Here is an 11,561-nt window from a genome sequence, read left to right as displayed (position 1 = left end):
AGGATTTTTCGTTGAAGCTATATGACAGCCGGCGTGCGCCCAATCCCCGGCGGGTGCGGTGGTTCATGGCCGAGAAGGGGATCGAGGACGTCGAGATCGTCGAGGTCGACATCTTCGCCGGCCAGCATCGCACGCCCGACTACCTGGCCAGGACCTGCCTGCCCAACGTGCCGGCTCTGGAGATGGACGACGGGACGACGATCACCGAGTCGGTGGCCATCTGTCGCTACCTGGAAAGCGTCTATCCCGAGCCCAACCTGTTCGGCGTCGACCCGCGCGAAGTCGCGATCATCGAGATGTGGGCCCGCCGCGCCGAGATGCTGGTGGCCACGCCGCTGATGCTGACCGTGCGTCACAGCCATCCGGCCCTGGCGGCGATCGAGACTCAGATCCCGGAGGTGGCCGCCAGCAACCGCGCCGCCGCCGAGAAGGGGATCAGGGTGCTGGACAGGCGCCTGGCCGAAAGCCCGTTCATCGCCGGCGACCGCGTGACCATCGCCGACATCCTGGCCGTGACGGGCATCGACTTCGCCCGCATGGCGCGGTTCCGGCCCGATCCGGAGCTGGCGCACGTGAAGCGGTGGCTGGACGAGATGAACGCGCGACCGGCGGCGAAGGCGGGGGTGTAGGGGCTCGGTTCTCGCTCCCATTTGCCCGTCATACCCGCCCTTGTGGCGGGAACCTCTCTGTCAGCCGCAGGAGAAGATGTGGCGGACTGCTTAGCAGTCCGCTGGCTCCTTATGTGCGGGCGGAACCAGGGTTTCCCGCCACAAGGGCGGGAATGACGGGAGTTTGGGGGAGCGCCTCCTGCCCCGCTTGGCTCCCGCGCTCCATCCGGCATAACCTCGTTCCATGGCCGTCTCGCTGTTCACCCATGCCGACATGCTCGACCACAGGCCGGGTCCGGGGCACGTGGAGAGCCCCGCGCGGCTGCGGGCGGTGATCGACGCGCTGGAGGACGAGGCGGGCCTGGATCTTGCGCCGTTCGAGGCGCCGCTGGTTGATCCGGCCGACCTCGCCCGCGTGCATCCGGCCGCCTTCGTCGATTCGATCTTCGCCGCCGCGCCGCACCTGGGGATCCACGCGCTGGATCCTGACACCGTGCTGTCGACCGGCAGCCTGGCCGCCGCGCGCCGCGCCGCCGGGGCGGTCAGCGCCGCCGTGCGGCAGGTGGCGGCGGGGGAGGGCCGGCGGGCCTTCTGCGCGGTGCGGCCGCCGGGCCACCACGCCGAGCCGGGCGTGGCGATGGGCTTCTGCGTGTTCTCCAACGTCGCGATCGCCGCGCGCGTCGCCCAGGCCAGCGGTCTCTCGCGGGTGGCCATCGTCGATTTCGACGTTCACCACGGCAACGGCAGTCAGGCGGCGTTCGAGCACGACCCGACGGTGATGGCGGCCTCGATCCACCAGTCGCCGCTCTATCCCGGCACCGGCGATCCGTCGGAGACGGGGGTGGGCAACATCGTCAACGCCACCGTGGCGCCCGGCGCGCCGCGCGAATCCTGGCGGCGGGCGTTCGACGGACTGATGGAGCGAGTCGACGCCTTCGCCCCCGACCTGATCCTCGTCTCGGCCGGATTCGACGCCCACGAGCGCGATCCGCTGGCGGCGCAAAGCCTTCGGGAAGGCGACTTCGCCTGGGCCACAAGGGCGATCGTGTCGGTCGCCGACCATCGGGCCAGAGGGCGTATTGTCTCCTCGCTCGAGGGCGGGTACGACCTCGAAGCGCTCGGCCGTTCGGCCGCCGCGCATGTCAGAGCGCTTCAGGAAGGATGAGACCCGGTCCCGCGTCAGCGGCCGCCGGGTCGTCGAGGAAAATGGCCGACGCACCGACCGCCGACCAGACCGCCTCGAGCGTGGTCCGCCCGCCCGGGGCCATCGTCCTGGCCCGCCACGGCGAACCCGCCCTCTCGCGCAAGGTGCGCTTCGACGCCAGGACCTACGGCGACTGGTGGGCGCGCTACGAGGAGGGCGGCCTGCTGGCCGGCCAGACCCCGCCGGACTGCCTGCTGGAGATCGCCGCGCGCTCGGAGGTGATCGTCGCCTCGACCCGCCTGCGCTCGATCGAGACCGCCCAGGCCGTCGCCGGCGGCCGCGACTTCCCGCGCGACCCGCTGTTCATCGAGGCGCCGCTGCCGCCGCCGCCCTGGCCGTCGTGGATCAAGCTGTCGCCCAAGAAATGGGGCTTCTTCGCCCGCTTCTGGTGGTGGTTCTTCGATCACCACATGGGCCAGGAAAGCCGCAAGCAGGCCGAGGCCCGCGCCGAGGCGGCCGCCGACGCGCTGATCGCCCTGTCGCAGGACGGCCGCGACGTGCTGCTGGTGGCCCACGGCTTCTTCAACGTCATGATCGGCAACGCCCTGCAGGCGCGCGGCATGAAGAAGACGCTCGACCAGGGTTTCCAGTACTGGTGCGTCAAGCGCTTCGAGCGCGCCTGACACCTTCACAGCCGTTGCCCGCAAGCCCCACGCCAACTAGGGTGCCTGCTTCTCCTTGGAGTAGAAATGACCGACGCCGCTTCTCCCGTGCACGACCTCTCGGCCCTGAGCTTCGAACAGGCCCTGGCCGAGCTCGAGAAGATCGTGTCCGAACTGGAATCGGGCCAGGCGCCGCTGGAGCGCTCCATCGACATCTACGAGCGCGGCGCGGCCCTGAAGGCCCACTGCGAAAAGAAGCTCGAGGCCGCGCGCCTGAAGGTCGAGAAGATCGTCCTGGGCCAGGGCGGCGTCGCGGGCGTCGAGCCGGCCGAGTTTTCCTGATGGGCCAGGCCTCGCCGAAACTGTCGCCGACGATCGCGTTCGAGGACTTCGAGCGGGTGGACATCCGCGTCGGCACAATCGTTTCGGCCGAGGCCTTTCCCGAAGCCCGCAAGCCGGCCTACAAGCTGGCGATCGATTTCGGACCGACGTTCGGCGTAAAGCGTTCGTCGGCCCAGGTGACCCGCCACTACACGACCGACCAGCTGGTCGGACGCCGGGTGGCGGCGGTGGTGAACTTCAAGCCGCGTCAGATCGGCCCGTTCATGTCGGAAGTCCTGTGCCTGGGCTTTCCCGACGACGAGGGCGAAGTCGTCCTCGTGACGGTGGATCGCGCGGCGCCCAACGGGGGAAAGCTGTTTTGAGCGACCTTGGCAAGCGCATCGCCCAGGCGGCCGATATCGTCACCGTGGCGCTCGACGAGCTGCTGCCGCGCGCCGACGGGCCCGAAAGCCGCCTGACCGAGGCCATGCGCTATGCGGCGCTGGGCCCGGGCAAGCGTCTGCGGCCGTTCTTTGCGCTGGAAACCGGCAAGATGTTCGACCTGCCCGAGCGGCCTGTGCTGCGCGCGGCCTGCGCGCTGGAATGCATCCACGCCTACAGCCTGGTGCACGACGACCTGCCGGCCATGGACGACGACGACATGCGTCGCGGCCGTCCGACCGTGCACGTGCAATATGACGAGGCGACCGCCATCCTCGCGGGCGACGCCCTGCAGACGGCCGCCTTCGAGATCATGGCCCACCCCGACACCCACGACGACGGCCATGTCCGCTCGGAACTGGTGCGCAAGCTGGCTATCGCCTCGGGCGCGCGCGGCATGTGCGGCGGCCAGATGATCGACCTCCTGGGCGTTCGCGACGACCTGGGCGCGGTGGCCCGCATGCAGCGCCTGAAGACCGGCGCCCTGATCGCCTTCGCCTTCGAGATCCCGCTGATCATCGGCCGGGCCAAGGAAGCCGAGCGCGCCGCGCTGATGGGCTTCGCCCAGGACCTGGGGCTGGCCTACCAGATCGTCGACGACATCCTCGACGCCGAGGGTGACGCGGCCCTGCTGGGCAAGGCCGCCGGCAAGGACGCCGCCAAGGGCAAGGCCAACTACGTCACGCTCCTGGGCCTGGAAGCGGCCAAGGAACGCGTCGAGCTTCTCGCAGCGCAGACCAAGGCGCATTTGGATATCTTTGGAGATCGGGCCGATCATCTGCGCGAAAGCGTTGATTTCGTGCTGGACCGCCGCAACTGACCGCGCTCTTTACAGACATGCCGACGCAAACTCCTCTTCTCGACACCATCTCCTCGCCCGCCGACACGCGCGGGCTGTCGATCGCCGAGCTCAAGCAGCTGGCGCAGGAGGTGCGGGCCGAAACCATCGACGCGGTGTCCGTCACCGGCGGCCACCTGGGCGCGGGCCTGGGCGTGGTCGAGCTGACCGTGGCCCTGCACCACGTCTACGAGACGCCCAGGGACATCCTGATCTGGGACGTCGGCCACCAGGCCTATCCGCACAAGATCCTCACCGGCCGCCGCGACCGCATCAAGACGCTGCGCCAGGGCGGGGGCCTGTCGGGCTTCACCAAGCGGGCCGAGAGCCAGTACGACCCGTTCGGCGCGGCCCACGCGGCCACCTCGATCTCGGCGGCGCTGGGCTTCTGCGCCGCGCGCGACGCCAAAGGCGAGGACAACGCCGTCGTCGCCGTGATCGGCGACGGCTCGCTGGGCGCGGGCATGGCCTACGAGGCGATGAACGCGGCCACCGACGCCACGCGCCAGCTGACCGTCATCCTCAACGACAACGACATGTCGATCGCCCCGCCGGTGGGCGGCATGAGCGCCTATCTGGCCAACCTCGTCTCGGGCGGCGCCTATCGCAAGGCGCGCAAGCTGGGCAAGACGGTGGTCGAGAAGCTGCCGACCCCGATCCGCGACGCGGCCCGCAAGGCCGAGGAATACGCCCGGGGCATGGTCACCGGCGGCACCTTCTTCGAGGAGCTGGGTTTCCACTATGTCGGCCCGATCGACGGCCACGACATGGACGCCCTGGTGTCGGTGCTGAAGAACGCCCGGGAATTTAAGGAAAAGCCGGTCCTCGTCCACGTCGTCACCCAGAAGGGCAAGGGCTACGCCCCGGCCGAGGGCGCGGCCGACAAGCTGCACGCCGTGGCCAAGTTCGACGTGGTCACCGGCCAGCAGCAGAAGGCGGCCGCCGGCCCGCCCAGCTACACCAAGGTGTTCGCCCAGGAACTGGTCAAGCAGGCGGCCAAGGACGACAAGATCGTCGCCATCACCGCCGCCATGCCCTCGGGCACGGGCCTGGACATCTTCGAGAAGGCCTATCCGAGCCGCACCTTCGACGTCGGCATCGCCGAGCAGCACGCGGTGACCTTCGCCGCGGGCCTGGCCGCCGACGGCATGAAGCCGTTCGCGGCGATCTATTCGACCTTCCTGCAGCGCGGCTACGACCAGGTGGTCCACGACGTGGCCATCCAGCGCCTGCCGGTGCGCTTCGCCATGGACCGCGCCGGCCTCGTGGGCGCCGACGGCCCCACCCACGCCGGTTCGTTCGATATCGGCTTCATGGGCGCCCTGCCGGGCATGGTGCTGATGGCCGCCGCCGACGAGCTGGAGCTGGCCCGCATGGTCGCCACCGCCGTCGAGATCGACGACCGCCCCAGCGCCTTCCGCTATCCGCGCGGCGAGGGCCTGGGCCTCGAGCTGCCGGCCGGTCCGGCCGAGCCGCTGGAGATCGGCAAGGGCCGCATCGTCCGTGAAGGCACGAGCGTCGCCATCGTCTCGTTCGGCACGCGCCTGTCGGAAAGCCTGAAGGCCGCCGACCTGCTGGCCGCGCGCGGCCTGTCGGCCACGGTCTGCGACGCCCGCTTCGCCAAGCCGCTGGACCTCGATTTGCTGCTGCGCCTGGCACGTGAGCACGAGGCCATCGTCACGGTGGAAGAGGGCGCCATGGGCGGCTTCGGCGCCTTCGTGCTGCAGGCCCTGGCCCAGCACGGCGCGCTGGATCGCGGCCTGAAGATCCGCACGCTGGGTCTTCCGGACGTGTTCCAGGACCAGGACAAGCCCGACCTGATGTACGCCGAGGCCGGTCTCGACGCCGAAGGCATCCTGCGCGGGGCGCTGTCGGCGCTCGGCATGGACAACGTCAGCGCCGCGGGGCGGCGGGCCTGAGGCCCGCCGGCTACCAGTATTCTGGCGGCCAGAACCTGACATAGGGCATGGCGTTGCCGTCTCCGTCTGCCGCCTGGATCGCCGGGTTGGTGCTGTCGACCAGCACGAAGGCCTTTCCCGTCCAGCCATAGCGCCGGGTGTGCTCGGCGTAGTCGTTCAGCCCGGGCGAGGCGTCGGTCGTGGTGACGAGCCCCGAACGCGGGTCGAAGCCGGCCTCCGAGGTGGTCGGCACGGAGAGCGTATCGTCGCTTCCAGCGGCCAGCACCTGGGCGACGTCGGACCAGCCGTCGTCGGGCGCCTCGTCCAGTTGCGCGAAGGCCAAACCGCCAGCGGCGTCGACCACGACGAGGACAGAGGCGGCGTTGCGGCCGCGGCCGCCGGGTGGTTCGCAATAGACGCTCCACAAGCGATGACCGGCGTCCAGCAGCCAGCCCATCGGATGGAGCGCGCCCCTCGCCGAGCCGCCCATGCCGGCGCAGACGCCCAGCTGCGTGAGCTTGGCCGACAGCTGGATCAGCTTGGGCGGCGGCGGGCCCATCGGGCGCTGAAACGCTGGCGGCTTTGCCTGGTCGGCGGCGATCCCGCCGGGAGCGTACGGCTGCGACTGTTTGAGCCGGATCCAGGCCAGGGCTTCCGACGCGCCGTCCAGCGACAGGTCTACGGGCGTCATACCGGCCGCCTTGACCGTCAGGACGCCACCGGGGCGATCGGCCTGGTCGGCGAGCAACCTGCCGCCATTGACGAACCAGCTCCGCCGGCTGGTGTCCCGGCTCGCCGGCAGGCGCAGATCGCCGACCAGGACCGGGCCTGGAGGAGTGTCTTCCGGCTGGTCCAGCAGGGCGATCGTCGAGGCCGGCGGCCTGCCGTCTTGCTGGACTATGACCAGCAGGGCGTACCGCTGTCGGGACCTCATGGCGCTGGTCGCCAGGCCCAGCGCCGTGCAGCGCCTATGATTGTCGCAGACGACCGTCCAATCGCGGAAATTGCGGGTTTCCGCCTAATAGTCGGCTGGGGCAGACGACTGGGCGGCGAGCCAGGCCGCCGCGATAAGCGAAAACATGATTGAGAGCCCTTGGAGGGCTCAACCAAAGCGTACGCCGGAGCGGTCGTCAACGGCTCAGCTTCAGGCCCCGCACGCCTCGAAGAAGGCCTTCACGCGCCTGCGCTCGTCGGCTTTGGCGGCGATGCTGTGGCGCTGGCCGGCGTTAACGATTGCAAGATCGCCCGTGCGGCGAAAATTGCCTAGTGCGGGGTCGCGCGGGGTCGCCGAGGCCATCAGGATGGTCCCGGTTCCGCCGCTTTCGGCGGGCCTGGCGGCCAGGTGCGACGTCCGGTCGCGGCTGGCCAGCCCTATGGTTCCGCCCTCCAGCCCGCTGGCCGAGACCTCGACCGGCCCGCCCGGCGCGGGGCAGGCCAGCATCAGCAGCACCTCGTCGCTGGAGGGGCGGCCGTAGGCCAGCTTGGGGCCTTCGCCGGGCTCGTTGAGATAGGCCCAGGCATAGGCGGAATTTGCCGCCTGCTCGTGCGCGCAGCCGGCCAGCCCGAGGGCGGCGAGCATCGCGGCGGCGAGGTGGCGGGAAGACATGGCGGCGATCTCCTTCGTCAGGAGAACGCCTCGGCGCCTGGGCGGTTTCTGCCGGTCTCCTCCGCTCACCCTGGGGCGAACGGAGAAAAGGCGATTGTACGCGGTCGCCCGGACCTGTCCGGAACCGGCCTAGAAGGGCGAGAACTTCTCGACCAGCGACTGGCCGGCCGGGGTCTTCTGCACGCGGCTGATGTCGCCGCGGCCGCCGTAGTTGATGCGGGCTTCGGCGATCTGGGTGTGCTTGATGGTGTTGGCCGAGGAGATGTCCTCGGGGCGAACGATGCCGGCCACGGTCAGCTGGCGCAGTTCGTTGTTGGTCTTCACCTCCTGGGTGCCCTGGATCACCATGTTGCCGTTGGGCATGACCTGGGCGACGATCGCGGCGACCGTCAGGTTGATCTTCTCCGAGCGGCTGACGCTGCCGGCGCCGGCGTTGGAGAAGGCCGAGTTGGTGCCCACGGCGTTGGCCGGGTCGAAGCCGCCCGGCAGAACCTTGCCCAGGCTGGATTCCAGACCGAAGAAGTTGCTGACCCCGGCGCTGCCGGTCGAGGTGCGCGAGGACTTGCTGTTGTTGGAGGTGCTGACGCTGTCGTCGATCTCGATCAGCACGGTGACGATGTCGCCGACGCGGCTGGCGCGCTGGTCGTTGAAGAAGGCGCGGGCGCCGACGCGCCACAGCGAGTTGGCGGAAGCCGCCTGCGGGGCCGGTTCACGAGCCGAGACGTAGGTCGGGGCCATCGGCGCCAGCGAGGCGGGATAGCCGACGGGGGCCAGTTCGGGGCCCTTCACCGCCTCGGTGACGGTCGAGCAGGCGGCGATCGGGGCGAGCAGGGCGAGGGCGACAAAAGCGGCGGGGCGCATGGGTGTCTCTTGCTCTCTTAGCGGGCGGCGTAGCGCACGGAATTACGGGAGGCCTTGAGGGCTTGCGCCTCTGGGCCGACGGCGGCCGAACCGGGGCCGGTGGCCACCGCTTCGATGATCTTCTTGCTGGCGGTGTTCTGCACGCTGACGGCTTCTCCGACGGCGGCGGCGCTCATGGCCTTGCCTTGCAAGGTGAGGGCCACGCCGGCGTAATCGTAGGTGACTGCGACAACATCGCCCTTGGCGATGACCTGGGCGGCGGCGACGTCGCGCATCGAGGCGGCGGAACCCTCGCGCAGCGGGCGCTTGGTGGTCATGCCGATCATGGCGTCGGCGTCGGAAGGCGCGTCGAAGGGCGCCGAGGCGACCTTGATCCACACCAGGTCCTGCGGCTGCACGGTCTCGCCGGCGGCGAGGCTGCGGGCGTAGGCAAGAACCTCCACGTTGCCGCGCGGGGCGGCGGCCGAAGCGCCGGCCAGCTGGCCGCCGCCTTCGGCGCCCTGGCGGACGATGACGCGGCGCAGGCCCTGCGGGTTGGCCCAGTCGAGGCCGGCGCGGCGGGCGGTCATCTGCAGCTGGGCGGCGTCGAGCACGACGCTGGGACCGACGCGGCGGGCGATCACGACCGCTCCGGCCGAGCCGGCGCCGTCGAACAGTTCGCCCAGCGTGATGACGCCGTCGGCGTCGGTGGTGTCCTGGCGCAGGCTGACCGGCTGGCCGGCGAAGGCGGCCGGGGCGGCGATCAGCAGGGCGGCGGCGGCGAGAAGCAGGGTTTTCATGAGCTTACGACCGCAGGTTCGAGGTGGCCTGGAGCATCTGGTCGGCCGTGGTGATGACCTTGGAGTTCATCTCGTAGGCGCGCTGGGCGACGATCAGCGAGGTGATTTCGCTGACGGCGTCGACGTTCGAGGCTTCGGTGTAGTTCTGCAGCAGGGTGCCGAAGCCGGGCTGGCCGGGGGCGGCGATGTTGGCCGCGCCGGACGCGCCGGTCTCGAGGTAGAGGTTGTCGCCGATGGCTTCGAGGCCGCCTTCGTTCATGAAGTTGGCCAGTTCGATCTGGCCGACCGTCTGGGCGTCGGTCTGGCCGTCGAGATTGACCTGCACCAGGCCGGTCTTGCCGATGGTGATGCCGGTGGCGTTCTCGGGGATCGTGATGCCCGGCTGGACCAGGTAGCCGTCCTCGGTGACGATCTGGCCCTGGTCGTTGGTCGAGAAGTTGCCGGCGCGGGTGTAGGCGGTCTCGCCCGAGGGCAGCAGGATCTGCAGGTAGCCCTTGCCCTGGATGGCCACGTCCAGCGGGTTGTTGGTCATGGTCGGCGTGCCCTGCTCGGTGATGCGATACACCGAGCCGGCCTTGACGCCGCCGCCGACCTGAACGCCGGTCGGGACCACGTTGCCGTCGCTCGACGACTGGGCGCCGGCGCGCTCGATCGTCTGGTACAGCAGGTCCTGGAACTCGGCCCGTTGGCGCTTGAAGCCGACGGTGTTCATGTTGGCGATGTTGTTCGAGATGACCTCGACGTTCAGCTGTTGGGCCGACATGCCGGTCGCGGCGGTGCGCAGAGCTTGCATCGTTCGTTATCCCTTACTGGACCTTGCCCATGCGCTCGACGGCGGAGCGCGAGAGTTCGGCGGTTTGGTCCATCATCTTGGCGATGCTCTCGTAGGCGCGGCTGACCTCGATGAGCTTGGTGATCTGCTGGATGGGCTGGACGTTCGACCCCTCCAGCATCCCTTGGTGGATGACCGCGTCGGTGGCGGACTGCGGGGTCTCGTTGCCGACGTTGCGATAGAGGTTGTCCCCGTCCTTGCGCAGCGAGGCGAGGTCGGAGAAGCGGGCGACGCCGATCTTGCCCACGCGCACCTGGCCCTGGGTGACGATGCCGTCACGGCCGATGCTGACGGGGCCCAGTTCGGGGTCGATGGTGATCTGGCCGCCGCCGTCGTCCAGCACCGGAGCGCCTTCCTGGGTGGTCAGGACGCCTTCGGGGTTGGTGGTGAAGCGGCCGTCGCGGGTGTAGCGCTCGCCGTCGCCGGTCGAGACCTTGAAGAACCCCTGGTTCTCGATGGCCAGGTCGAAGGTCCCGCCCGTCTGGTTCAGGGCGCCGGGCGTGAAGTCGCGGACCACGCCGTCGTCGAGCACGAACTTGATCGGCGCCGGGCCGCCCGCGGTGCGCGCGGGCTTGGCCGGTTCGGTGCGGACCATCAGGTCCTCGACCTTGAAGCCGGTGGTGTTCGCGTTGGCGATGTTGTTCGCGACGATGTCCAGCTCACGACGGAGCGTCATCTGCCGCGAAAGGCCCACATACAGCGCGTTGTCCATGACGATTAACTCGCAGTTTGGCGCGACAAATGCGCCGCAACCCTGCAAGCAAGCCGCGTGCCAACTCGAAAATCGTAATGAAATCAGCGGTGAGGGTGGTTAACGGCGACGCTTTGGCGGACTCCGCCGGGCAGATTCAGCCTGCGACCAAATGGCCTTCAAAAGAGATCGTTAACCATGCTCGCGCATGAGTAGGGACCATAGATTTCAAGGAACCCGCGCGTGGCCAAGAAACCCCCCAAGGAAGCTCCCGCCCCGGAAGGCGAAGAGGGCGCGGCCGAGGGTGAAGCTCCCGCCAAGAAGAAGCCGCCGATCGTGCTGATCGCGGCGGCCGCCGGCCTGCTCGTGGTCGGCGGGGGCGGGGCCGCGGCCTTCTTCCTGATGAAGCCCAAGCCGGCCGCCGAGGGCGAAGCCGGCCACGGCGAGGAGAAGAAGGAAAAGAAAAAGGAAAAGAAGAAGGAAGAGGGCGGCGAGGGCGCCAAGACCGCCGAGGGCGGCGCCGGCGCGCCGGTCGTCAAGGAAGGCCCCGACGGCGTGGTGTTCTACACCCTGCCCGACATCGTCGTGAACATGCAGTCGGCTGACGGCAAGTCGACCTTCCTGAAGCTGAAGCTGACCTTCGAGCTGCCCGACGAGGAGACGGCCGACGCGCTGACGCCGAACCTTCCGCGCCTGACCGACATGTTCCAGACCTTCCTGCGCGAACTGCGTCCCGAGGATCTCGCCGGCAGCCAGGGCAGCTACCAGCTGCGCGCCGAGCTGCTGCGCCGGGTGAACCTGGTGGCCGCGCCTTCGAAAGTGAACGCCGTCCTGATCGAGGAGATGCTGATCAACTAGTCTTCGGACTGGGCGAGGCGAA

The 11,561-nt window shown here is 69.3% G+C and carries 13 protein-coding genes and 1 pseudogene; 8 read left to right on the top strand and 6 right to left on the bottom strand.

Going from position 1 to position 11,561, the window contains the following annotated elements:
• The first annotated feature begins 11 nt into the window (after positions 1 to 11).
• From C1707_RS23170 to dxs, 7 genes are all read left to right on the top strand, one after another.
• Entirely contained in the window at positions 12 to 629 is a 618-nt protein-coding gene (locus C1707_RS23170) for a glutathione S-transferase family protein (RefSeq protein WP_101711321.1), read from the top strand.
• 223 nt (positions 630 to 852) lie between these two features.
• Positions 853 to 1,773, top strand: a complete 921-nt coding sequence (locus tag C1707_RS23165; RefSeq protein WP_123170800.1) for a histone deacetylase family protein — start codon at positions 853 to 855, stop codon at positions 1,771 to 1,773.
• Between the two features lie 41 nt (positions 1,774 to 1,814).
• Positions 1,815 to 2,435: a histidine phosphatase family protein gene (locus C1707_RS23160; RefSeq protein ID WP_101712704.1), complete on the top strand. Its 621-nt coding sequence runs from the start codon at positions 1,815 to 1,817 to the stop codon at positions 2,433 to 2,435.
• A 66-nt stretch (positions 2,436 to 2,501) separates the two neighbouring features.
• A complete protein-coding gene (locus C1707_RS23155; protein ID WP_101712703.1) occupies positions 2,502 to 2,756 on the top strand; it encodes an exodeoxyribonuclease VII small subunit in 255 nt (84 codons plus the stop codon).
• A complete protein-coding gene (locus C1707_RS23150; protein ID WP_101712702.1) occupies positions 2,756 to 3,118 on the top strand; it encodes a tRNA-binding protein in 363 nt (120 codons plus the stop codon). Before C1707_RS23155 ends, C1707_RS23150 begins: the two co-directional genes overlap by 1 nt.
• On the top strand, positions 3,115 to 3,996 hold the full coding sequence (locus tag C1707_RS23145; RefSeq protein ID WP_101712701.1) for a polyprenyl synthetase family protein: 882 nt from the start codon (positions 3,115 to 3,117) through the stop codon (positions 3,994 to 3,996). The genes C1707_RS23150 and C1707_RS23145 overlap by 4 nt, the downstream gene beginning before the upstream one ends.
• 17 nt (positions 3,997 to 4,013) lie before the next feature.
• On the top strand, positions 4,014 to 5,933 hold the full coding sequence (dxs, locus tag C1707_RS23140) for a 1-deoxy-D-xylulose-5-phosphate synthase (protein WP_101712700.1): 1,920 nt from the start codon (positions 4,014 to 4,016) through the stop codon (positions 5,931 to 5,933).
• Positions 5,934 to 5,943: 10 nt separating this feature from the next.
• Here the strand turns inward: dxs and C1707_RS23135 are convergent.
• The 6 genes and pseudogenes from C1707_RS23135 to flgF form a co-directional block, all read right to left on the bottom strand.
• Positions 5,944 to 6,909: pseudogene (locus C1707_RS23135) on the bottom strand (DUF1176 domain-containing protein); the annotation flags it as partial.
• Between the two features lie 147 nt (positions 6,910 to 7,056).
• Positions 7,057 to 7,518 (bottom strand): hypothetical protein, encoded by a 462-nt coding sequence (locus C1707_RS23130; protein WP_101712698.1) that lies wholly within the window; start codon positions 7,516 to 7,518, stop codon positions 7,057 to 7,059.
• 129 nt (positions 7,519 to 7,647) lie between these two features.
• Positions 7,648 to 8,379 carry a flagellar basal body L-ring protein FlgH gene (gene flgH / locus C1707_RS23125; protein ID WP_101712697.1) on the bottom strand — a complete coding sequence of 244 codons (732 nt, stop codon included), beginning with the start codon at positions 8,377 to 8,379 and terminating at the stop codon, positions 7,648 to 7,650.
• Positions 8,380 to 8,396: 17 nt separating this feature from the next.
• A complete protein-coding gene (gene flgA / locus C1707_RS23120; RefSeq protein ID WP_101712696.1) occupies positions 8,397 to 9,158 on the bottom strand; it encodes a flagellar basal body P-ring formation chaperone FlgA in 762 nt (253 codons plus the stop codon).
• A gap of 4 nt (positions 9,159 to 9,162) precedes the next feature.
• Positions 9,163 to 9,951: a flagellar basal-body rod protein FlgG gene (gene flgG / locus C1707_RS23115; protein WP_101712695.1), complete on the bottom strand. Its 789-nt coding sequence runs from the start codon at positions 9,949 to 9,951 to the stop codon at positions 9,163 to 9,165.
• 13 nt (positions 9,952 to 9,964) lie between these two features.
• Positions 9,965 to 10,702 (bottom strand): flagellar basal-body rod protein FlgF, encoded by a 738-nt coding sequence (gene flgF / locus C1707_RS23110; RefSeq protein ID WP_101712694.1) that lies wholly within the window; start codon positions 10,700 to 10,702, stop codon positions 9,965 to 9,967.
• Positions 10,703 to 10,924: 222 nt separating this feature from the next.
• On the opposite strand from flgF, the gene fliL reads away from it, so the two are divergent.
• The gene (gene fliL / locus C1707_RS23105) at positions 10,925 to 11,539 is read left to right on the top strand and encodes a flagellar basal body-associated protein FliL (protein ID WP_101712693.1); all 615 of its coding nucleotides are present in this window, start codon (positions 10,925 to 10,927) and stop codon (positions 11,537 to 11,539) included.
• Positions 11,540 to 11,561 lie beyond the last annotated feature (22 nt).

The sequence above is a fragment of the Caulobacter flavus genome, assembly GCF_003722335.1.
In the GTDB taxonomy this organism is placed as follows: Bacteria; Pseudomonadota; Alphaproteobacteria; order Caulobacterales; family Caulobacteraceae; genus Caulobacter; species Caulobacter flavus.
Note: the sequence above shows the minus strand (reverse complement) of the source record. Positions and strands in the feature narration are given on the sequence as shown.